The sequence below is a fragment of the Streptomyces sp. NPDC102441 genome (genome assembly GCF_044765585.1).
Taxonomy (GTDB): Bacteria; Actinomycetota; Actinomycetes; order Streptomycetales; family Streptomycetaceae; genus Streptomyces.
Map to the genome: position 1 here is coordinate 123,934 of NZ_JBIWKH010000008.1, position 20,838 is coordinate 144,771.

Sequence of the window (20,838 nt, forward strand, 5' to 3'; positions counted from 1 at the left end):
ACAGAATCGGAACTATCTGATTCGTTCAAATGTCTCTTCCTGGTGCAAGGTGGGGTAGTTGTCGACCAGGGGCTGATCATGGTTCAGAAGCCGCAGAACGGTGCGGAACGCAAGGAAAGGCGCATAGATCTGAGCCTCCCGCAGGTTGCGGGCAGTGCCGTCGCGGCGGTCGCGGCAGCGGTGATGGCCTCGCAGCTCGGTGTGTACGGAACCATCGCGGGCGCCGGTGTGATGAGCGTGGTGGCCACCTGTGGAGGCTCCGTCTTCCAGCACTTCTTCCGTCGCACCGGGGAACAGATCCGCGAGGTCACCGTCCAGGTGAAGCATCCGGCGGGCCGCCAGGTGACCGTGCACACGCGCGAGACGCTTCCCGCGCAGCGGCTGGAGGGGGACGACGCGACGCGGGTCCTGCGCACGGTGGAGCCCGCGGCGGACCGCACCACGGTGCTGCGGCAGGTCCGGCCGGGGGAGGCGAACCCCGGCGGGACGTATCCCGGGGCACCGGCCTCCGGAGAAGAGCCCCCGGAAGGCGCGCTCCCGGAAGGCGCGCTCACGGACGGCTCCTACTCCGACGCCCGTACGCACGGCACCCGTGTCCGTGGCTGGAAGCGGTCGGCCCTCGCGGCCACCGGGGTCTTCGTCCTGTCGATGGCCGGCATCACCGTGTACGAGATGGTCTCCGGACACGACCTGGGGGGCAACGGAGGGACGACCATCGGCTCCGTCGTGAGCGGTGAGCGCCACGGGGGGACGACCTCGCCCTCCCCCTCGGACGGCACGGGCCAGGAGGAGGACGGGAACGACGAGGACAAGGGAGACGTGCCCGGCAGCGGGAGTTCGACGTCACCCGGTACGGACGTGGGCGACGGCAGGAGCGCGCAGCCCGATCCCCAGGACGGGGACCATTCGGCCCCCACCCCCACGCCCTCCGCGTCCGGCGGAGCCACGACGCCCGAAGCCACCACCCCGGCCGTGCCGCGCGACGACGACAGCACGTCGGCCGAACCGGACCCGACCGGAGCCGACGAGGCCCCGGAGCAGCAGGGCGGAGCCACGGCCGGAACCGGCACGGACCGGTGAGCCGGTCCCTGGGAGGTGCACGCGCCCCGCTCAGTCCCCGAGCACGCGGCGCAGGTAGTCGTTGGCGAACAGCCGGCCCGGGTCGAGACGGTCGCGCAGGGCGGTGAACTCGCCGAACCGTGGATAGGCCCCGGCCAGGTAGCCGGAGTCGCGGGTGTGGATCTTGCCCCAGTGCGGGCGGCCGGCGTATCCCGTCATGATCCGCTCGACGGCCGTGAAGTACGCCTGGTGGGGCGTGCCCCGGTACAGATGCACCGCGATGTAGGCGCTCTCCCGGCCCGATGCCGTGGAGAGCGTGATGTCGTCCGCGGGTGCCGTGCGGACCTCCACCGGGAAGCTGATCCGCAGCGGCGAGCGCTCCACCATGGCCCTGAGCTCACGCAGGGCGTCGACCGCCGCCTCGCGCGGCAGGGCGTACTCCATCTCGACGAAGCGCACCCGCCTGGGGCTGGTGAACACCTTGTACGGGATGTCGGTGTACGTACGGGCCGACAGGGCACGGCTGGAGATCCTGGCGATGGAGGGAATGGCCCTGGGGGCCGCCCGGCCGAACGAACAGGCGACCTGGAAGATCCTGTTGGAGAGGAGCTCGTCCTCGATCCAGCCGCTCACCCTTCCGGGCGGAGCGGCGGGGCCCGCGCTCCGGTTGTTGCGTTTGGTGTTGCAGTTGCCGGTGTGCGGGAACCAGTAGAACTCGAAGTGCTCGTTCTCCGCGACCAGCTGATCGAAATCGGCTGTGACCCGGTCGAAGGTCATCGGCTCCTCGCGGGCCGTCAGCAGGAAGACCGGCTCGACCGCGAACGTGACCGCGGTGACCACGCCGAGCGCCCCGAGTCCGATCCGGGCCGCCGAGAAGACGTCCGGGTGCTCGTCGGCCGAGCAGCGCAGCACCGTGCCGTCGGCCGTGACCAGCTCCAGTGCGCGTATCTGCGCGGCGACCGACGCCGAGTCGCGGCCGGTGCCATGGGTGCCGGTCGATATGGCCCCGGCCACCGTCTGCTCCACGATGTCGCCCATGTTGGTGAGGGAGAGCCCCTCGCGGGCGAGCGCGGCGTTGAGACGCTTCAGAGGTGTGCCGGCCTCGACCGTCACGGTCATCGCCCGACGGTCGACGTCACGGATCCCGGTGAGCAGATCCGGACGTATGAGGACGCCGTCGGTGGCCGCGGCCGCGGTGAACGAATGACCGGTGCCGACCGGCTTGACCGTCAGCCCGTCCCCGGACGCCCTGCGGAGCACGTCGGAGAGCTCGTCGACGGAGGCGGGGGACTCCACGCGTGCGGGCCGGGCGGTGACATTGCCCGCCCAGTTGCGCCACGTGTCCGTCGTCCGTGCGTAGGTGTCGGTCATCTTCCCCGCGCCCTCCCGTCGGACCGGCTCCGCGAGCCGGCGGTACCCAGGAACGACAGGCTCCCGGCCAGTTGGAGGGGGATCATACTCACGGCGGTCGCGCGCATTCCCCCGGCCGCCGAGGCCTGTCAGGTGTGTGGACGGCCGACACGGCTCACGGGCGTCGTTGCCCCGCCGATGGCGGTTGCCGCGCTGCCGGGGGCGGGTGGCAGGATCGGGTGCATGTCCGATCTGCGCGATCCCGCTCCCTACGACGCCCTGCTGCTGCTCTCCTTCGGTGGTCCCGAAGGCCCTGACGACGTGGTCCCGTTCCTCGCGAACGTGACGCGCGGCCGGGGCATCCCCGAAGAGCGGCTCAAGGAGGTCGGCAAGCACTACTTCCTCTTCGGCGGCGTGAGCCCGATCAACGCGCAGAACAGGGCACTGCTGGACTCACTGCGCAAGGACTTCACGGAACACGGCCTCGAGCTGCCTGTGTACTGGGGGAACCGGAACTGGGCTCCGTACCTCACCGACACCCTCCGCGAGATGATCACGGACGGCCACCGCCGGATCGCCGTGCTCGCCACCAGCGCCTACGCCTCGTACTCCGGCTGCCGTCAGTACCGCGAGAATCTGGCCGAGTCGCTGTCCGTCCTGGAGGCGGAAGGGCTCCCGGTGCCCCGGGTGGACAAGCTGCGCCACTACTTCAACCACCCCGGGTTCGTGCGGCCCATGGTGGACGGCGTGCTGGCGTCGCTGGCCGATCTCCCCGAGGACGTCAGGGCGGGGGCGCATCTCGCGTTCACCACGCACTCCATCCCGACCTCGGCGGCCGACACCTCCGGGCCGGCGGAGACGCACGGCGACGGCGGCTCCTACGTGGCCGAGCACCTGGACGTCGCCCGGCTGATCACCGAGGCCGTGCGCGAGGAGACCGGCGTCGAACACCCGTGGCAGCTCGTCTACCAGTCGCGCAGCGGCGCCCCGCACATCCCGTGGCTGGAGCCCGACATCTGCGACCACCTGGAGACACTCCACGGTGAGGGCGTCCCCGCGGTCGTCATGGCACCCATCGGTTTCGTCTCGGACCACATGGAGGTGCTGTACGACCTCGACACCGAGGCCACCGCGAAGGCCGCCGAGCTCGGACTGCCCGTGCGCCGCTCCGCGACGGTGGGCGCGGACCCCCGCTTCGCCGCCGCCGTGCGCGAGCTCCTCCTGGAGCGCGCCGCCGCCGAACAGGACCGGCCGGTCGCTCCGTGCGCCCTGGGCGCGCTCGGCCCCTCGCACGACCTCTGTCCGGCCGGATGCTGCCCGGCCAGGGCCCTCAAGCCCGCCGCCGCGGGCGCCGACAGCCCGTTCTAGCCGTCTCCCACCCCGCCCGCATCCCCCCGCCGCGCGGGCGCCGACAGGCCCGTAGCGGCCCCGCGAACCACCTCTGGAGTGCTGTGACCGACCCTCTCCTGTCCGAACTGCTCGGCCTCGCCCTGGAGGCATCCCGCCGGGCCGGCGCGCTCCTGCGGGACGGCCGTCCCGCCGACCTCGGGGTGGCCGCGACGAAGTCCAGCCCGATCGACGTCGTGACCGAGATGGACATCCGGGCGGAGAAGCTGATCACCGGCTACCTCTCCGAGCACCGCCCCGCCGACGGCTTCCTCGGCGAGGAGGGCGCCAGCGCCGAGGGCAGCACCGGCATCCGGTGGGTCATCGACCCGCTCGACGGCACGGTGAACTATCTCTACGGCCTCCCGACCTGGTCCGTCTCCATCGCGGCCGAACGCGACGGCGAACGGGTCGTCGGCGTCGTCGAGGCCCCGATGCGGCGTGAGACGTTCCACGCGGTGCTGGGCGGCGGCGCGTACGGGAACGGGGACGCGCTGCGCTGCCGTCCCACGGCACCCTTCGACCAGGCACTGGTGTCGACCGGCTTCAACTACGTCACCGAGGTCCGTGCTCATCAGGCCGCCGTGGCCCAGCAGCTGATTCCGCGGCTGCGTGACATCCGGCGCGGGGGATCGGCCGCCGTCGACCTGTGCGACGTGGCGGCGGGCCGGCTCGACGGCTACTACGAGCGCGGACTGCACCCGTGGGACGTCGCGGCCGGCGATCTCATCGCCCGCGAGGCAGGAGCCCTCACCGGGGGGCGGCCCGGACGGCCCGCGGACGGGGATCTGACGGTCGCGGCCACCCCCGGCGTCTTCGAGCCGCTGCAGGCGCTCCTGGAGGAACTGGGCGCCTGGCACGACTGACGTACCCCTCCGCGGGGCCTGTGGGGCCCGGGGAAGGCGTCGGCACGAAGAAGAGGGCCCCGGAGAGCCGCAACGGCTCCCGGGGCCCTCTCGTGGCGGCTCAGACGCTTGTGGCGTGGATTTCCACGCCGTGCTCGGCGGCGAGGCGGTGCAGGTCGTCCAGCTCTCCCTGCTCGACATCCGCGAGGAAGTCGTCGCCCGTCTCCCGAGCCTTCGTGAGGTCGGACTCGGTGGTCCTGATTCGTTGCAGCAGACCTGCGGTGAAAGCGTCCATGAAGCGCCCCCTCGTCGTGGGTCGGTGGCACGGGGGTGTGCCCGGTGGTCCTCCGGCCGTGGGCCGGAGTGCGGGTGATCACGCAGTCCCTCTGGATGCGGGACGGGCTGTGGTACGCCACATGCAGGGCGTGATCGCGGGTGTGAGAGCGTCCTCCCCGCCGTCGCCCCGGGAGAAACCTCAACTGGCGCGGAAATCCGCTCCATTCCCGGGAGCGGCGGACCGTGCCGCGCCGTCTTACCGCCGGTTTATGCGCGTTACGGGCAGGATGGACGCGCACAGTCGGTGCCGCTGACGTGCAGCGAGCGGCCGGAACGAGGGCCACTCGCCGTTTTTTCGAAGATCTACGGAAGGACTGCGCCGTGCGCGTACTCGTCGTCGAGGACGAGCAGCTGCTCGCCGATGCGGTGGCCACCGGGCTGCGCCGGGAGGCCATGGCCGTCGACGTCGTCTACGACGGAGGGGCGGCCCTGGAGCGCGTCGAGGTGAACGACTACGACGTCGTCGTGCTGGACCGGGACCTCCCGGTGGTGCACGGCGACGACGTCTGCCGCAAGATCGTCGAGCTCGGCATGCCCACCCGGGTGCTCATGCTCACCGCCTCCGGTGACGTCAGCGACCGGGTCGAGGGCCTGGAGCTCGGTGCGGACGACTACCTGCCCAAGCCCTTCGCCTTCAGCGAGCTGACGGCGCGGGTGCGAGCCCTGGGGCGCCGCACCACGGTCGCGCTGCCGCCCGTGCTGGAGCGGGCCGGCATCAAGCTCGACCCCAACCGCCGCGAGGTCTTCCGGGACGAGCAGGAGATCCAGCTCGCCCCGAAGGAGTTCGCCGTCCTGGAAGTCCTGATGCGCAGCGAGGGCGCGGTCGTCTCGGCCGAGCAGCTGCTGGAGAAGGCCTGGGACGAGAACACCGACCCGTTCACCAACGTGGTGCGCGTGACGGTCATGACCCTGCGACGCAAGCTCGGCGAGCCGCCCGTCATCGTCACCGTCCCCGGCTCCGGATACCGGATCTGAGGGCGTGATGGCAGCCTCCCCGGCACCCATGAAGGCACCACCGAAGCCGACCTGGGAACCCAAGGCGCAGGAGTCCCCGTACCCCTGGCTGCGGCCGACCATCCGGATACGGCTCACGCTGCTCTACGGCGGCATGTTCCTGATCGCCGGCATCCTCCTGCTGTCGATCATCTACATGCTGGCGGCGCAGGCCCTGCACGACGCGGGCGGGCCGGCCTTCCAGGTCTCCGGCACGAACGTCCAGATCTCCAGCGACACCTGTCCGCAGCTCGGCTCCGCGCAGAACAACGGCCAGCTCAACGAGGCGATCAAGAACTGCACCGCGGCGCAGCGCCAGCACGCCCTCGACTCCCTGCTGAACAGGGCGCTGCTGGCCCTCGTCGGCCTCAGCATCATCGCCTTCGCCTTCGGCTACGCCATGGCGGGCCGCGTCCTCTCCCCGCTGGGCCGGATCACTCGCACCGCCCGCCGGGTGGCGGGAACGGACCTGTCCCGCCGGATCGAGCTGGACGGCCCCGACGACGAGCTGAAGGAGCTCGCGGACACGTTCGACGAGATGCTGGACCGGCTGGAGCGGGCCTTCACCGCGCAGCAGCGGTTCGTGGGGAACGCCTCGCACGAGCTGCGTACGCCCCTCGCGATCAACCGCACGCTCCTGGAGGTCCATCTCTCCGATCCGGAGGCCTCGCCGGAGCTCCACCAGCTCGGCAAGACACTCCTGGCCACGAACGAGCGCAGCGAACAGCTGGTCGAAGGGCTGCTGCTGCTCGCCCGCAGCGACAACCAGATCGTCGAGCGCAAGCCCGTGGACCTGGCCGAGGTCGCGGACCGGGCCATCGACCAGACCAGGGCCGAGGCCGCGGCGAAGGGCGTCGAGGTCCGGGGCGAGCGTTCCCAGGCCGTCGTCCAGGGCAACGGGGTGCTTCTGGAGCGGATCGCGCTGAACCTCGTGCAGAACGCCGTGCGCTACAACGCCGCGGAAGGCGGCTGGGTGGAGGCCACCACCGAGCTCCGGCACGGGCAGGCTCTGCTGACCGTCTCGAACACCGGACCCGTGGTGCCCGCCTACGAGATCGACAACCTCTTCGAGCCGTTCAGGCGGCTGCGAACGGAGCGCACGGGCAGCGACAAGGGGGTCGGGCTCGGCCTGTCGATCGCCCGATCCGTCGCGCGGGCGCACGGAGGCCGTATCATCGCGGAGCCCCGCGAGGGTGGCGGTCTCGTGATGCGCGTCACCCTTCCGGTCTGAGAGGCTTCACGGTGTGAAGCCGTATTGGATCGCTCTGTTCGCTTTGGGCGGAATTTTTGAACCGTGTTTCCGTTCTGTCCCTGTGTGATCGATCACAGAAGCGATTTCCGGGCCCTCTACTCTCCGTGATCACAACTCTCCCCGAAAGCCTGGAACGTCCGGGTTTCCGGGGGCCGATATCACGGGAAGTACACGGGGTGGCGCCCGTGAACTGCAGCAATCGGACCGTGTACGGTCCCCTTCGCCACCCAAGCTGATCGCTCACAAGGGATCCGGTTGGGTGTCGATTGAGTAACAGACCTTGATGTGAGGCAAGATCTCCGCCTCAGGTCGGGCACAAGTCCGGCCTCTCACGCGTTACGTGCGCTGAGACACCGCAGACACCCATGAGGGGGAGAGCGAACATGGCAACGGATTACGACACCCCACGCAAGACCGACGACGACGTGGACCAGGACAGCCTCGAAGAGCTCAAGGCTCGTCGGAGCGACAAGACGGCATCCGCCGTCGACGTGGACGAGTTCGACGCGGCAGAAGGACTGGAGCTGCCCGGCGCAGACCTGTCCAACGAAGAGCTGGCCGTGCGGGTTCTGCCCAAGCAGGCCGATGAGTTCACCTGCATGAGCTGCTTCCTCGTGCACCACCGGAGTCAGCTGGCGCGCGAGAAGAACGGCCAGCCCATCTGCCGCGACTGCGACTGAGGCCGGCCGGCCGTGGCAGGCGACACACCGTTCCGGAAGCGGCGCTTGCGGCGCACGAAGTCGTCGGAGGCACATCAGGGCGGCACGGGCCCGGCAGAGGGCGACAGCCCCACTGCCGAGCGACAGGCCGCCCTGCCTGCCTCTCCCGGCACACCTGACGACGAGCGAGGCCGTCCGGCCTCGCTCGAAGCGGTAAGGGCGGCGGATCCGTCACCCGGACCCGAGCAGGACGGACCGGCAGAGTCCCCGAAGGACTCCGGCCCCCTGCACACACTGAAACGAGGCGTACGCAAGAGCCGGGAGAGCGCCGCGGCCGCAGTCGGCACGGTGGCCGACCGCATCATCGACACGGCTCCCCGTGTCCCTGTGCGGGACCTCGGCACCCTGCGCAGGCAGTTCCCGGGGCTCGGCCCGGAAGAGCTCGCCGACAAGCTCGTCGCGGGCGCCTGCAACGCCACCGCGACCGTCGGCGCGGGCATCGGGGTGGCGGCGATGATGCCCGTACCACCCGCCATGCTCGCCGAGCTGGCAGCCGAGATCACCGGAGTGGCCACCGTCGAGATGAAGCTCGTCGCCGAGCTCCACGAGGTCTACGGCCTGCGTCCGCCGGGCAACCTCGGCCAGCGCAGCACCGCCTATCTGACGGCCTGGACGGAAGAGCGCGGCATCGACGTCTCACGCCCCACCACGCTCAACGCGGCGCTCGGCGGGCAGATGAAGCGCGAACTGCGTCAGCAGATCATGAAGCGCACCATCCGCGACCTGCCGAATCTCATCCCGTTCATGGTCGGTGCCGCCGTCGGCGCGCTGATGAACCGACGGGACACCAGAAAGCTCGCCGACCGGGTCAGGAACGACCTGCGGCACCGGCAGGTCCCCTGGGACCGCCTCCCGGACCTTCCCCCGCTCGAACAGCCCGCGGAGCCCGCCAAGGAGCTGCCCGAGGGCCTGGACGGCCCCGGCAGCTGACCGGCCCCTCAGGCGGGTACGGGCGCGAGGGCCGCAACCAGAGCCTGCGGCTCCCGGGTCGAGAGATAGACGTACGGCGTCGGGTCGGACGGATCCGTGACCTTCACCCGCACCGCCGTCGGGATGTAGCTGCGCAGCAGCATGAACGCGCGGGGATCCGCCCTGTACGAGCGCCAGGCGCGCGCCTCCTCCGCGTCCAGCACCTCGGCGTCGCCGAGCGCTTCCAGGGGGATCCGCGCATCGCCCGCGACGAGCGCGCCCGCCACGACCCGGATGCGTGCGGAGCCGTACGAGCTGACACCCACGCACGCCGCCGCCGTACCGACGGCCAGGCCGCCGAGCATCGGCAGGGCGCCGAGAGGCAGGAGTACCAGCGCACAGGCGACGCCGATCCCGAAGGCGATGAGCCACCACGAACGGGGTGCGGCGAGACGTTCGTCGAAGGGCGGTGCGGAAGGCTGCATGTAAGCAAGCTTGGCACGGCGCGACCCGCGGTCGGCCGCGCGGGTAAGGTCTGCGGCTGTGAGTGGAACATCTGCACGTCTGACACCCCCGGCCGACGCGGTGAAGCCTGTCCGCCATCCCGACGCTCCCGCGCCCGGTGAGCTCCTCGGCTCCCACTACGAACACTGTTTCGGCTGTGGTGACGGGCAGCCGCACGGACTGCATCTCCTGGCGACGGCCGGTGAGGGCGTGAACGTCACCGCCGAATTCACCGTGAAGCCCGCCCACCAGGGTGCCCCGGGCCTCGCGCACGGCGGTGTGCTGGCCGCGGCGATGGACGAGACGCTCGGCGCGCTGAGCTGGCTGCAGCGGGTCATCGCGGTGACCGGACGGCTGGAGACCGACTACGTCCTGCCGGTTCCGGTGGACACCGTGCTCTTCCTGGAGGCCGAGGTCACCGCCGTGCACGGCCGGAAGATCTACTGCCGCGCGACGGGACGGACCGGCGGCCCCGAAGGGCCCGTCGCGGTCCGTGCGGAAGCACTCTTCATCGAGGTCAAGGTGGAGCACTTCATCGACAACGGACGGCCGGAGGAGATCCAGGCAGCGATGTCCGATCCGAACCAGGTCAGGCGTGCCCGCGCCTTCGAGGTGAACCCCTGATGCGCAGTCCCGTGGACGTACTCATCCGCCGGGTCGACCCGGACGTACCGATTCCCGGCTACGGACACCCGGGCGACGCCGGCGCCGATCTGGTCACCACCGAGGCCGCCGAGCTCGCCCCGGGCGAACGGGTCATGCTCCCCACCGGTGTGTCGATCGCCCTGCCCGACGGCTACGCCGCCTTCGTGCACCCCCGTTCGGGCCTCGCGGCCCGCTGCGGAGTGGCCCTCGTGAACGCCCCAGGGACGGTCGATGCCGGGTACCGTGGAGAGATCAAGGTCATCGTGGTCAATCTCGACCCACGCGAGACCGTGAGGTTCGAACGGTTCGACCGGATTGCCCAACTGGTCGTCCAGCAGGTCGAGAAGGTGCGCTTCCACGAGGTGACGGAACTCCCCGGCTCGGCGCGGGCCGAGGGGGGGTTCGGATCCACCGGCGGTCACGCCGCCGTGGACGGCGTCACGGGCGGTAACACCCAGGGTGGGAACAGCTACGCTTCGGTCGTATCCGACCGGGAAGGACATTGACGTGTTCGGACGTCGCAAGAACAGTGGTTCCGCCGAGGACACGGCGGACGAAGCGCGCGAGGCCGAGCAGGTCGCCGACGAGCTCGACGACACCGGGGCCGAGAGCGGCTCGCGCCGCACGAACCTTCCGCCTGCGCCCCGCCCCGACGGGCCGTGGGACATCTCCGAGGTCTCCCAGCCCGGCGAGGGCCGGGTGGACCTGGGCGGCATCTTCGTGCCCGGGGTCGAGGGCATGGAGCTCCGGGTGGAGGTCGCCGGCGACGCCATCGTCGCGGCCACCGTCGTGCTGCGCGACAGCGCGGTCCAGCTGCAGGCTTTCGCCGCTCCCAAGAAGGAGGGCATCTGGGGCGAGGTGCGCGAGGAGATCGCCTCGGGCATCACCCAGCAGGGCGGGATCATCGACGAGGTCGAGGGCCCGCTGGGCTGGGAGCTGCGCGCCCAGGTCCCCGTACAGCTCCCGGACGGGAAGAACGGCGTACAGCTGGTGCGCTTCATCGGCGTCGACGGACCGCGCTGGTTCCTGCGCGGTGTGATCTCCGGCCAGGGCGCGGTGCAGCCGGAGGCCGCCGGGCTGCTGGAGACGATCTTCCAGGACACCGTCGTCGTGCGCGGTGACGGCCCGATGGCCCCGCGTGACCCGATCGTCCTCAAGCTTCCCGACGACGCCCAGATGGTGCCCGAGGGTGTGCAGCAGGAGGACCAGGAGAGCTCGAAGTTCTCCGGTGGCATGGGCCAGCTCCAGCGCGGGCCCGAGATCACCGAGGTGCGCTGACCGCACCTGCTCGTGCGAGGCCGGTGGGCCGCATCCCGGGGAGGGGGTGCGGCCCACCGGCCTTCCATTGCCTCACCGGGTGCCGCATGCACATACTGGCGGCTGCCGAGGAGAGCGGTACGCACGGCGGCGTACGCACGGGGGAGAGCGATGACACGGAGCACCGGCGGACAGACCGGTACGGTCCTGGCCGAGAGCCCGGCCGAGGGCGCCATGGTGAGGGTCGAGGACCTGCACCGCTCGTACGGGACCGGGGCGGCCGCCGTGCACGCCCTGCGGGGGGTCTCCTTCGAGGTCCCGCGCGGAGAGCTCGTCGCCCTCAAGGGCCGGTCGGGATCGGGCAAGACCACCCTGCTCAACCTCGTAGGCGGACTCGACGCACCGGACAGCGGCCGGATCACCGTCGGCGGCACCGACCTCTCCGGGCTGGGCGAGGACGGGCTGCTCGAGCTGCGAAGGGACCGGATCGGTTTCATCTTCCAGTCGTTCGGCCTGATCCCGATCCTGACCGCGGCGGAGAACGTCGGCGTACCCATGCGCCTGCGCAGGACCGACCCGCACGAGCGCGAGGAGCGAGTGGCCCTTCTGCTCTCCCTGGTGGGCCTCGGTGACCACGCCCAGCAGCGCCCCGGCGAGCTCTCCGGCGGCCAGCAGCAGCGTGTGGCCATCGCCCGCGCGCTCGCCAACCGGCCCGCCCTCCTGATCGCCGACGAGCCCACCGGGCAGCTCGACGCGGAGACCGGGCTCGCGGTCATGCAGCTGCTGCGGGCCGTCGTGCGCAGCGAGGGCGTCACCGTCCTCGTCGCCACCCATGATCCGCAGCTGCTCGGCTTCGCCGACCGGGTCCTGGAACTCGGTGACGGGCACATCGTGGAGCACGCCTGACCTGCTGAGCCGCGTCAGAATCCCGTCAATACGGACCACGGTGCACCCCTGCGACCCGTATGCCGGAAATTCTCGGGGTAGCTTCGAGTCCGGCTCCCCGCATCGGCGGCAGCCGGTTCAGAGAAGACAATGGGGCCATGGGACGCGGCAAGCTACGGATCTACCTGGGTGCGGCACCCGGCGTCGGCAAGACCTACGCGATGCTGGCCGAGGCCCACCGGCGGGTGGAGCGGGGCACGGACTGCGTCGTCGCGTTCATCGAGACCCATGACCGGCCACGCACCGAGGTGCTCCTGCACGGCCTGGAGCAGATCCGCCGCCGCGACATCGAACACCGCTCGGCCGTGTTCGCCGAGATGGACGTCGACGCCGTGCTGGAAAGGGCGCCCGCCGTCGCACTCGTGGACGAGCTCGCCCACACCAACGTGCCGGGTTCCCGTAACGCGAAGCGCTGGCAGGACGTCGAAGAGCTCCTCAAGGCCGGCATCGACGTGGTGTCCACCGTCAACATCCAGCACCTGGAGTCCCTCGGCGACGTGGTGGAGTCGATAACAGGGGTCCGGCAGCAGGAGACCATCCCCGACGAGGTCGCCCGGCGCGCCGACCAGATCGAGCTTGTCGACATGTCGCCCCAGGCGCTGCGCCGGCGCATGGCCCACGGAAACATCTACCAGTCCGACAAGGTCGACGCCGCACTGTCCAACTACTTCCGCCCCGGCAACCTGACCGCCCTGCGCGAGCTGGCGCTCCTCTGGGTCGCCGACCGGGTCGACGAGTACCTCCAGCAGTACCGCGGCGAACACGACATCAGCGCCCCCTGGCAGGCCCGGGAGCGCATAGTCGTCGGGCTGACCGGCGGACCGGAGGGCCGTACGCTCATCCGACGCGCCTCCCGGATGGCCGCGAAAGGCTCCGGCAGCGAGATCCTCGCGGTGTACATCGCCCGCAGCGACGGACTGACCTCCGCCTCGCCCAAGGAACTCGCGGTCCAGCGCACCCTCGTGGAGGACCTCGGGGGCACCTTCCACCACGTCATCGGCGACGACATACCCACCGCACTCCTCGCGTTCGCCCGGGGCGTCAACGCCACCCAGATCGTCCTCGGCTCCAGCCGGCGCAAGACCTGGCAGTACATCTACGGCCCCGGCGTCGGTGCCACCGTCGCCCGTGAGTCCGGCCCCGACCTGGACGTGCACATCGTCACGCACGAAGAGGTCGCCAAGGGGCGCGGGCTGCCCATCGCACGCGGAGCGCGGCTCAGCCGCACCCGGATCATCTGGGGATGGCTGGCCGGGGTCGGCGGACCCGCCCTCCTGACCCTGCTCCTGCGCGGTCTTGAGAACGGGCCCGGGCTCGCCAACGACGTCCTGCTCTTCCTCTTCCTGACCGTCGCCGCCGCGCTCCTCGGGGGACTTGCCCCCGCGCTCGCCTCCGCGGCGGCGGGCTCCTTCTTCCTGAACTACTGGTTCACGCCGCCCACCCACACCCTGACCGTCCAGGACCCCGAGAACTTCGTCGCCATCGTGATCTTCTTCGCGGTGGCGGTCGCGGTCGCCTCCGTGGTCGACCTGGCGGCCCGGCGCACCCACCAGGCGGCCCGGCTGCGCGCCGAGTCGGAGATCCTCTCCACTCTCGCCGGCAGCGTCCTGCGGGGCGAGACCGCCCTGGACGCCCTGCTCGACAGGGTCCGCGAGACCTTCGGAATGGAATCCGTCGCCCTCCTGGAGCGGCAGAGCGATGTCGAGCCCTGGACCTGCGCCGGATCCGTCGGTCCCGCCCCGGTGGCCCGGCCCGACGACGCGGACGTGGACATGCCCGTCGGCGACCACATGGCGCTGGCACTCTCGGGCCGCGTGCTGCCCGCCGAGGACCGCCGGGTCCTCGGAGCGTTCGCGGCGCAGGCAGCCGTGGTGCTCGACCGGCAGCGCCTGGTGGGGGAGGCCGAGGCGGCCAGACGGCTCGCCGAGGGCAACCGGATCAGGACCGCGCTGCTCGCCGCCGTCAGCCACGACCTGCGTACCCCTCTGGCCGCCATCAAGGCCGCCGTGAGCTCCCTGCGCTCCGACGACGTCTCCTGGTCCGACGAGGACGAGGCGGAGCTCCTCGCGGCCATCGAGGACGGCGCCGACCGCCTGGACCACCTGGTCGGCAATCTGCTCGACATGTCACGCCTGCAGACCGGCACGGTCACCCCGCTGATCCGCGAGATAGACCTCGACGAGGTCGTCCCCATGGCACTCGGCGGCGTACCCGAGGGCAGCGTCGACCTGGACATCCCCGAGACGCTGCCCATGGTCGCGGTGGACCCGGGACTGCTGGAGCGGGCGGTCGCGAACATCGTCGAGAACGCCGTCAAGTACAGCCCCGGCCGGGAACGCGCCACCGTCGCCGCCAGCGCTCTGGGCGAACGCGTCGAGCTCCGGGTGGCCGACCGGGGCCGCGGAGTCCCCGACGATGCCAAGGAACGCATATTCGAGCCGTTCCAGCGGTACGGTGACGCTCCCCGCGGCGCCGGGGTCGGCCTCGGGCTCGCCGTCGCCCGGGGCTTCGTGGAGGCCATGGGCGGCACGCTGGACGCCGAGGACACCCCGGGCGGAGGGCTCACCATGGTCCTCACGCTCACGGCCGCGCCGGGGCAGGTGCGCGCGGTCCCCGTACCGCCCGTGCACGTCACCTCATGAGACCCCCGTGGCGCACGCCCGTCCCGTACACGTATTCCGGAAAGGCAGGTCCGCGATGACCCGGGTGCTCGTGGTCGACGACGAGCCGCAGATCGTGCGCGCCCTCGTGATCAATCTGAAGGCGCGCAGATACGAGGTGGACGCGGCACCCGACGGGGCGACCGCCCTGCAGCTCGCGGCGGCGCGCCACCCCGATGTCGTCGTGCTCGACCTCGGGCTGCCGGACATGGACGGCGTCGAGGTGATCAGGGGGCTGCGCGGCTGGACCAGGGTGCCGATCCTCGTGCTCTCCGCCCGTCACACCTCCGACGAAAAGGTCGAGGCCCTGGACGCGGGCGCCGACGACTACGTCACCAAGCCGTTCGGGATGGACGAACTGCTGGCCAGGCTGCGCGCCGCCGTGCGCCGGGCCGAACCGGTCGGCCAGGACGTCGGCGACGACCTGGTGATCGTCGAGACCGAGGGGTTCACCGTCGACCTCTCGGCGAAGAAGGTCCACCGTGAGGGGCGCGACGTGCGGCTCACGCCCACCGAGTGGCACCTGCTGGAGGTCCTCGTCCGCAACGCCGGGCGCCTTGTCAGCCAGAAGCAGCTGCTCCAGGAGGTCTGGGGGCCCTCGTACGGCACCGAGACCAACTATCTGCGCGTCTACATGGCGCAGCTGCGCCGCAAGCTGGAGACCGACCCCTCGCACCCCAGGCACTTCGTGACCGAGCCCGGCATGGGCTACCGCTTCGAGCGGGGACGACCCGTTCCGGAGTGATCGCGGTCACTCGTCCGGGTGACACCCGTGCGGGCCCGCCCCTACCACAGGAGACCGGTACCCTTCGGGTATGAGCGCTGTTCCCCGACCTGAGAAGTCAGGCAGGACTTCGAGGCCGTCCGGCCGCTTCCGCCGCATGCTCGACCGGCTGTCCAGCTCCCAGGAGGACCTCGAGTCCGAGGAGCTGCGGGAGGACACCCACGCTTCGGGCTGCACGCGCATCTCCGAGTGCTCGGACCGCCAGATCGTCAAGGTCACTGGTACCTTGCGGACCGTCACCTTGCGTCCGCGCGCCGGAGTGCCCGCCCTGGAGGCGGAGCTCTTCGACGGCACCGCACCGCTCGACGTGGTCTGGCTGGGCCGGCGTTCCATCGTCGGTATCGAGCCGGGCCGCAAGCTCATCGCGTCGGGCCGCGTCGCCATGAGTCACGGGCGCCGGGTGCTGTTCAACCCCAAATACGAACTCCGACCGCTCGGCAAGGAGTAGCCGGTGACGTCTCTCGACAAGCCGACGTCCGAAACGGACCAGCCCCACCGCACCGACCAGCAGGACGCCGACGCGAAGGCGGTCACGGAAGCCGCGCTCTTCGAGGCCTTCGGCGGCGTGCGCGGCATGGTGGAGACAGTCCTGCCCGGGCTGCTCTTCGTCACGATCTTCACCATCAACAAGGATCTGACGGCCTCGGCGATCGCCGCGCTGGCCGTCTCCCTGGTCCTCGTCGTCGTACGGCTGCTCCGCAAGGACACCGTCAAGCACGCCTTCAGCGGCGTCTTCGGCGTGGCCTTCGGTGTGCTCTTCGCGAAGATGACGGGCAACGCCAAGGACTTCTATCTGCCGGGCATGATCTACACGCTCGGACTCGCCCTCGCGTACCTCGTCACGACGGTAGCCGGGGTGCCCCTGATCGGGCTGATCCTCGGCCCGGTCTTCAAGGAGAACCTCTCCTGGCGCACCAGGAACCCCGGCCGGAAGAAGGCGTACGCGAAGGCAAGCTACGCCTGGGGGCTGATCCTGCTCGCCAAGTGCGCGATCCTCTTCCCGCTGTACTGGTGGGCGGACACCGCTCAGCTCGGATGGGTGCTGGTCGCGCTCAAGATCCCGCCGTTCCTGCTCGCGGTGTATCTGACCTGGGTCTTCCTCGCCAAGGCGCCGCCGCCCATCGACGTCTTCGCCGAGATGGAGGCGGAGGAGGAGGCCGAGAAGGCCCGCAAGGCGGTCCGGGAGGGCCTGGCCCCCGATTTCGCACAGGCCGAACAGGACCTGACCGAGGGCTTCGCCGGCACGGAGCGCGACGCCGGTCCCGCCAGGCACCGCCGTACGGACTGAGTCCGGTCGGGCGGCTGCCTCCTCCGTAGCCCGCAGTAAGGGGCCCGTACCGTACGTCATCGACGTACGGCCCGGGCCCCTTCCGTGTGCTCGGGACGCCCTGCCCAAGCCTTGCCTCAGTCCTCGGCGGGCTCGCGGCGGACGGACAGCAGGTCCTCCAGCTGCTCCTCGCGCGCCTGGGCGGCCACGAACAGCAGCTCGTCACCGGCCTCCAGGGTCTCCTCCGGGCTCGGCGTCAGCACACGCGTGCCGCGGATGATCGTGACGAGCGAGGTGTCCTCGGGCCAGGCCACATCGTTCACCCGGATGCCGGCCAGCGCCGACTCGGGGGGCAGCGTCAGCTCGACCAGGTTGGCGTCGCCGTGGCTGAAGCGCAGTAGCCGGACCAGATCGCCGACGCTCACCGCCTCCTCGACCAGGGCGGACATCAGACGCGGAGTGGAGACGGCGACATCGACGCCCCAGGACTCGTTGAACAGCCACTCGTTCTTCGGGTTGTTCACCCGGGCCACGACCCTCGGGACGCCGTACTCGGTCTTCGCGAGCAGCGAGACGACCAGGTTGACCTTGTCGTCACCCGTCGAGGCGATCACGACGTTGCACCGCTGGAGTGCCGCCTCGTCGAGCGACGTGATCTCACAGGCGTCCGCGAGAAGCCACTCGGCCATCGGGACGCGTTCCACCGAGATGGCGGTCGGCGCCTTGTCGATCAGCAGTACCTCGTGCCCGTTCTCCAGGAGCTCGGCCGCGATGGAACGGCCCACCGCACCGGCCCCGGCAATCGCGACGCGCATCAGTGACCGCCCTCCTCGGGACCTTCGGCAAAGGCCTCCTCGACCTTTGCGATCTCGTTCGTACGCATCATCACGTGAACGAGGTCGCCCTCCTGCAGAACCGTCTGCGACGTGGGCAGTATGGCTTCACCCAGCCGTGTGAGGAAGGCGACGCGGACTCCCGTCTCCTCCTGCAACGTACTGATCTTGTGCCCGATCCAGGACGGCGTGGTGTGCACCTCGGCGAGCTGCACACCCCCGCTCGGGTCGCGCCACAGCGGCTCCGCGCCCGACGGCAGCAGCCGCCGCAGCATCTGGTCCGCCGTCCAGCGGACCGTGGCGACCGTGGGGATGCCCAGACGCTGATAGACCTCGGCGCGCCGAGGGTCGTAGATGCGCGCCGCGACGTTCTCGATGCCGAACATCTCGCGAGCCACCCTGGCGGCGATGATGTTGGAGTTGTCGCCGCTGCTGACGGCCGCGAACGCTCCGGCCTCCTCGATCCCCGCCTCACGCAGGGTGTCCTGGTCGAAGCCGACCCCGCTGACCCGCCTGCCGCCGAATCCGGAGCCGAGACGACGGAACGCCGTGGGGTCCTGATCGATCACGGCGACCGTGTGCCCCTGCTGCTCCAGGGTCTGTGCGAGAGCGGCTCCGACGCGCCCGCAGCCCATGATGACGATGTGCACCTTGCGCCTACCTCGCCGTCCTGGTCATCCGGATGACCTGCGAAAACACCCTGCTCACACTTCTCTCTCAGCTTGCGGGGCAAACAATGGGGCAACCACCTTCGGCGTTGCCCGTGGATGAGCTTATGCGGCCACGCCCGGACCGCCTCATCCGAGTGTGCGTACCCCACGGGCCGAAGAGCAAAAGGGAGCCTGCCCGCGGACGGAAGGGGCACGCCCGAGGGCCCTGGCACGTCCACACCGCAAGGATTTCGTTAAGGATTCCATGGACTTTTCCGGTGAGGGCGGGTAATTATGAAGGTTTTCGGGGCGCCGAGGGGGTGGTGCTTCGGCGGCGTGTCCCAGCAGCGCTTACGATCCTCACCGTGTCCAAACTGACCGACGTGCCCAAACGGATCCTGATCGGCCGGGCGCTGCGCAGCGACAAGCTGGGGGAGACGCTCCTCCCCAAGCGCATCGCGCTCCCCGTCTTCGCGTCCGACCCGCTGTCCTCCGTCGCGTACGCACCCGGCGAGGTCCTCCTGGTGCTGTCCATCGCGGGCGTGTCGGCATACCACTTCAGTCCGTGGATCGCGGTCGCGGTCGTGGTCCTGATGTTCACCGTGGTCGCCTCGTACCGGCAGAACGTACGCGCCTACCCGAGCGGGGGCGGCGACTACGAGGTCGCCAACACCAACCTCGGCCCGAAGGCCGGTCTGACCGTCGCCAGCGCCCTCCTCGTCGACTACGTCCTCACCGTCGCCGTGTCGATCTCCTCGGGCGTGGAGAACCTCGGCTCGGCCATCCCCTTCGTCGTCGAACACAAGACGTTCTGCGCCATCGGGGCCATCGTGCTGCTGACGCTGATGAACCTGCGCGGCGTCAAGGAGTCCGGCAAGCTCTTCGCCATCCCGACCTATCTGTTCGTGGCCGGGGTCTTCGTGATGATCATCTGGGGCGCGTTCCGGGGGTTGGTCCTCGGCGACACCATGCACGCCCCCACCTCCGACTACGAGATCAAGCCCGAGCACCAGGGGCTCGCCGGTTTCGCCCTCGTCTTCCTGCTCCTGCGCGCCTTCTCCTCCGGCTGCGCGGCTCTCACCGGCGTCGAGGCGATCAGCAACGGCGTCCCCGCCTTCCGCAAGCCGAAGAGCAAGAACGCCGCGACCACCCTCGCGGCGATGGGCCTGCTGGCCGTCACCATGTTCTGCGGCATCATCGGCCTGGCCATGGCCACCGACGTGAAGATGGCGGAGAACCCCGCGAAGGACCTGATCCACAACGGTGCGGCGGTCGGCGCGAGCTTCACCCAGGACCCGGTCATCTCCCAGGTCGCCGCAGCCGTCTTCGGAGACGGGACGTTCTTCTTCGTCGTCCTGGCAGCGGCCACCGCCCTCGTGCTCTTCCTCGCCGCGAACACCGCGTACAACGGCTTCCCGCTGCTGGGGTCGATCCTCGCCCAGGACCGCTACCTGCCCCGCCAGCTCCACACCCGCGGTGACCGGCTCGCCTTCTCCAACGGCATCGTGCTGCTCGCCGGAGCCGCGATCCTGCTCGTCTGGATCTACGGGGCCGACTCGACCCGGCTCATCCAGCTCTACATCGTCGGCGTCTTCGTCTCCTTCACGCTCAGCCAGATCGGCATGGTGCGGCACTGGAACCGCCATCTGCGTACGGAGCGGGACCAGGCAGCGCGCAGGCACATGATCCGCTCCCGGGCGATCAACACCTTCGGCGCCTTCTTCACCGGCCTGGTGCTGGTCGTCGTCCTGGCCACCAAGTTCACCCACGGCGCCTGGGTCGCACTGCTCGGCATGGTGATCTTCTTCGGCACGATGACCGCGATCCGCAAGCACTACGACCGGGTCGCCGAGGAGATCGCGGCGGCCGACACCCCGTCCGACGACACCATCAGGCCCTCGCGGGTCCACTCGATCGTCCTGGTCTCCAAGCTCCACCGGCCCACGCTGCGCGCCCTCGCGTACGCCAAGCTGGTGCGCTCGGACCATCTGGAGGCGCTGTCCATCAGCGTCGACCCGGAGGAGACCAAGGCGCTCAGGGACGACTGGGAGCGGCGGGGCATCGACATCCCGCTCAAGATCCTCGACTCGCCCTACCGCGAGGTCACCCGTCCGGTCATCGACTACGTCAAGGGCCTGCGCAAGGACCGCCCCCGCGACGTCATCAGCGTCTACATCCCCGAGTACGTGGTCGGCCACTGGTACGAGCACCTGCTGCACAACCAGAGCGCGCTGCGGCTCAAGGGCCGGCTCCTCTTCACCCCGGGAGTGATGGTGACCTCGGTGCCGTACCAGCTGGAGTCCTCCGAGGCCGCGAAGGTGCGGGCCAGGAGGCGAGCGGACTGGATCGCGCCGGGCTCGGTCCGTCGTGGCCCCGTCGAACGCCGGCATCACAAAGAACCCGGCAACAAGGGCTGACTCCACGTTCCGCCTGTGGTAAGCGGT

Annotated in this window: 21 protein-coding genes; 16 read left to right on the forward strand and 5 right to left on the reverse strand. The window is 70.3% G+C overall.

The genetic code is table 11. The features are described 5' to 3' along the window. Positions 1 to 78 precede the first annotated feature (78 nt). Positions 79 to 1,080 (forward strand): hypothetical protein, encoded by a 1,002-nt coding sequence (locus ACIREO_RS19195; protein ID WP_404111335.1) that lies wholly within the window; start codon positions 79 to 81, stop codon positions 1,078 to 1,080. A 30-nt stretch (positions 1,081 to 1,110) separates the two neighbouring features. Here ACIREO_RS19195 and ACIREO_RS19200 read toward each other — a convergent pair whose 3' ends face one another. Next, positions 1,111 to 2,430: a D-arabinono-1,4-lactone oxidase gene (locus ACIREO_RS19200; RefSeq protein ID WP_404111337.1), complete on the reverse strand. Its 1,320-nt coding sequence runs from the start codon at positions 2,428 to 2,430 to the stop codon at positions 1,111 to 1,113. 222 nt (positions 2,431 to 2,652) lie between these two features. Here ACIREO_RS19200 and ACIREO_RS19205 point away from each other — a divergent pair, with 222 nt between their 5' ends. Together ACIREO_RS19205 and ACIREO_RS19210 are read left to right on the forward strand one after the other, a co-directional pair. Then, entirely contained in the window at positions 2,653 to 3,777 is a 1,125-nt protein-coding gene (locus tag ACIREO_RS19205; RefSeq protein WP_404111340.1) for a ferrochelatase, read from the forward strand. Between the two features lie 83 nt (positions 3,778 to 3,860). Continuing rightward, on the forward strand, positions 3,861 to 4,661 hold the full coding sequence (locus ACIREO_RS19210; protein WP_404111343.1) for an inositol monophosphatase family protein: 801 nt from the start codon (positions 3,861 to 3,863) through the stop codon (positions 4,659 to 4,661). Positions 4,662 to 4,761: 100 nt separating this feature from the next. Here ACIREO_RS19210 and ACIREO_RS19215 read toward each other — a convergent pair whose 3' ends face one another. Continuing rightward, positions 4,762 to 4,935: a hypothetical protein gene (locus ACIREO_RS19215; protein ID WP_404111346.1), complete on the reverse strand. Its 174-nt coding sequence runs from the start codon at positions 4,933 to 4,935 to the stop codon at positions 4,762 to 4,764. A gap of 362 nt (positions 4,936 to 5,297) precedes the next feature. Between ACIREO_RS19215 and ACIREO_RS19220 the strand changes: the two genes are divergently transcribed. From ACIREO_RS19220 to ACIREO_RS19235, 4 genes are all read left to right on the forward strand, one after another. Beyond that, positions 5,298 to 5,951: a response regulator transcription factor gene (locus ACIREO_RS19220; RefSeq protein ID WP_404111349.1), complete on the forward strand. Its 654-nt coding sequence runs from the start codon at positions 5,298 to 5,300 to the stop codon at positions 5,949 to 5,951. Positions 5,952 to 5,958: 7 nt separating this feature from the next. Beyond that, positions 5,959 to 7,200: a sensor histidine kinase gene (locus ACIREO_RS19225; RefSeq protein WP_404111352.1), complete on the forward strand. Its 1,242-nt coding sequence runs from the start codon at positions 5,959 to 5,961 to the stop codon at positions 7,198 to 7,200. A 404-nt stretch (positions 7,201 to 7,604) separates the two neighbouring features. Continuing rightward, complete coding sequence (locus ACIREO_RS19230) at positions 7,605 to 7,901, forward strand: DUF4193 domain-containing protein (RefSeq protein WP_003965732.1); 297 nt, start codon at positions 7,605 to 7,607, stop codon at positions 7,899 to 7,901. A gap of 12 nt (positions 7,902 to 7,913) precedes the next feature. Beyond that, positions 7,914 to 8,870 carry a hypothetical protein gene (locus ACIREO_RS19235; protein WP_404111355.1) on the forward strand — a complete coding sequence of 319 codons (957 nt, stop codon included), beginning with the start codon at positions 7,914 to 7,916 and terminating at the stop codon, positions 8,868 to 8,870. 8 nt (positions 8,871 to 8,878) lie between these two features. On the opposite strand, the gene ACIREO_RS19240 is transcribed toward ACIREO_RS19235, so the two are convergent. Further along, positions 8,879 to 9,334 (reverse strand): DUF3093 domain-containing protein, encoded by a 456-nt coding sequence (locus tag ACIREO_RS19240; protein ID WP_404111358.1) that lies wholly within the window; start codon positions 9,332 to 9,334, stop codon positions 8,879 to 8,881. A 58-nt stretch (positions 9,335 to 9,392) separates the two neighbouring features. Here ACIREO_RS19240 and ACIREO_RS19245 point away from each other — a divergent pair, with 58 nt between their 5' ends. The 8 genes from ACIREO_RS19245 to ACIREO_RS19280 all read left to right on the forward strand — a co-directional run bounded on the left by ACIREO_RS19245 (position 9,393) and on the right by ACIREO_RS19280 (position 16,932). Beyond that, positions 9,393 to 9,977, forward strand: a complete 585-nt coding sequence (locus ACIREO_RS19245) for a PaaI family thioesterase (RefSeq protein ID WP_404111360.1) — start codon at positions 9,393 to 9,395, stop codon at positions 9,975 to 9,977. Then, complete coding sequence (dut, locus tag ACIREO_RS19250) at positions 9,977 to 10,504, forward strand: dUTP diphosphatase (protein ID WP_404111362.1); 528 nt, start codon at positions 9,977 to 9,979, stop codon at positions 10,502 to 10,504. The genes ACIREO_RS19245 and dut overlap by 1 nt, the downstream gene beginning before the upstream one ends. A gap of 1 nt (position 10,505) precedes the next feature. Further along, positions 10,506 to 11,276 (forward strand): DUF3710 domain-containing protein, encoded by a 771-nt coding sequence (locus tag ACIREO_RS19255; protein WP_404111365.1) that lies wholly within the window; start codon positions 10,506 to 10,508, stop codon positions 11,274 to 11,276. Positions 11,277 to 11,426: 150 nt separating this feature from the next. Then, complete coding sequence (locus tag ACIREO_RS19260) at positions 11,427 to 12,161, forward strand: ABC transporter ATP-binding protein (RefSeq protein ID WP_404111368.1); 735 nt, start codon at positions 11,427 to 11,429, stop codon at positions 12,159 to 12,161. A gap of 137 nt (positions 12,162 to 12,298) precedes the next feature. Next, positions 12,299 to 14,842 carry an ATP-binding protein gene (locus tag ACIREO_RS19265; RefSeq protein WP_404111371.1) on the forward strand — a complete coding sequence of 848 codons (2,544 nt, stop codon included), beginning with the start codon at positions 12,299 to 12,301 and terminating at the stop codon, positions 14,840 to 14,842. A 55-nt stretch (positions 14,843 to 14,897) separates the two neighbouring features. Beyond that, entirely contained in the window at positions 14,898 to 15,605 is a 708-nt protein-coding gene (locus ACIREO_RS19270; RefSeq protein ID WP_404111374.1) for a response regulator, read from the forward strand. Between the two features lie 70 nt (positions 15,606 to 15,675). Then, positions 15,676 to 16,092, forward strand: a complete 417-nt coding sequence (locus ACIREO_RS19275; RefSeq protein WP_404111377.1) for an OB-fold nucleic acid binding domain-containing protein — start codon at positions 15,676 to 15,678, stop codon at positions 16,090 to 16,092. A 3-nt stretch (positions 16,093 to 16,095) separates the two neighbouring features. After that, the gene (locus ACIREO_RS19280) at positions 16,096 to 16,932 is read left to right on the forward strand and encodes a DUF3159 domain-containing protein (protein ID WP_404111380.1); all 837 of its coding nucleotides are present in this window, start codon (positions 16,096 to 16,098) and stop codon (positions 16,930 to 16,932) included. Between the two features lie 116 nt (positions 16,933 to 17,048). On the opposite strand, the gene ACIREO_RS19285 is transcribed toward ACIREO_RS19280, so the two are convergent. Together ACIREO_RS19285 and ACIREO_RS19290 are read right to left on the reverse strand one after the other, a co-directional pair. Then, on the reverse strand, positions 17,049 to 17,726 hold the full coding sequence (locus tag ACIREO_RS19285; RefSeq protein ID WP_404111382.1) for a potassium channel family protein: 678 nt from the start codon (positions 17,724 to 17,726) through the stop codon (positions 17,049 to 17,051). Beyond that, entirely contained in the window at positions 17,726 to 18,394 is a 669-nt protein-coding gene (locus ACIREO_RS19290) for a potassium channel family protein (RefSeq protein ID WP_404111385.1), read from the reverse strand. Before ACIREO_RS19290 ends, ACIREO_RS19285 begins: the two co-directional genes overlap by 1 nt. Positions 18,395 to 18,759: 365 nt before the next feature. Here ACIREO_RS19290 and ACIREO_RS19295 point away from each other — a divergent pair, with 365 nt between their 5' ends. Continuing rightward, positions 18,760 to 20,811 carry an APC family permease gene (locus tag ACIREO_RS19295; protein ID WP_404111388.1) on the forward strand — a complete coding sequence of 684 codons (2,052 nt, stop codon included), beginning with the start codon at positions 18,760 to 18,762 and terminating at the stop codon, positions 20,809 to 20,811. Positions 20,812 to 20,838 lie beyond the last annotated feature (27 nt).

Excerpts from the sequence above, each read along its gene's own strand:
- ACIREO_RS19200 (WP_404111337.1), bottom strand. The coding sequence starts at position 2,430 with ATGACCGACACCTACGCACGGACGACGGACACGTGGCGCAACTGGGCG.
- ACIREO_RS19260 (WP_404111368.1), top strand. The coding sequence starts at position 11,427 with ATGACACGGAGCACCGGCGGACAGACCGGTACGGTCCTGGCCGAGAGC.
- ACIREO_RS19205 (WP_404111340.1), top strand. The coding sequence starts at position 2,653 with ATGTCCGATCTGCGCGATCCCGCTCCCTACGACGCCCTGCTGCTGCTC.
- ACIREO_RS19275 (WP_404111377.1), top strand. The coding sequence starts at position 15,676 with ATGAGCGCTGTTCCCCGACCTGAGAAGTCAGGCAGGACTTCGAGGCCG.
- ACIREO_RS19230 (WP_003965732.1), top strand. The coding sequence starts at position 7,605 with ATGGCAACGGATTACGACACCCCACGCAAGACCGACGACGACGTGGAC.
- ACIREO_RS19285 (WP_404111382.1), bottom strand. The coding sequence starts at position 17,726 with ATGCGCGTCGCGATTGCCGGGGCCGGTGCGGTGGGCCGTTCCATCGCG.
- ACIREO_RS19195 (WP_404111335.1), top strand. The coding sequence starts at position 79 with ATGGTTCAGAAGCCGCAGAACGGTGCGGAACGCAAGGAAAGGCGCATA.
- ACIREO_RS19240 (WP_404111358.1), bottom strand. The coding sequence starts at position 9,334 with ATGCAGCCTTCCGCACCGCCCTTCGACGAACGTCTCGCCGCACCCCGT.
- dut (WP_404111362.1), top strand. The coding sequence starts at position 9,977 with ATGCGCAGTCCCGTGGACGTACTCATCCGCCGGGTCGACCCGGACGTA.
- ACIREO_RS19215 (WP_404111346.1), bottom strand. The coding sequence starts at position 4,935 with ATGGACGCTTTCACCGCAGGTCTGCTGCAACGAATCAGGACCACCGAG.
- ACIREO_RS19225 (WP_404111352.1), top strand. The coding sequence starts at position 5,959 with ATGGCAGCCTCCCCGGCACCCATGAAGGCACCACCGAAGCCGACCTGG.
- ACIREO_RS19265 (WP_404111371.1), top strand. The coding sequence starts at position 12,299 with ATGGGACGCGGCAAGCTACGGATCTACCTGGGTGCGGCACCCGGCGTC.
- ACIREO_RS19270 (WP_404111374.1), top strand. The coding sequence starts at position 14,898 with ATGACCCGGGTGCTCGTGGTCGACGACGAGCCGCAGATCGTGCGCGCC.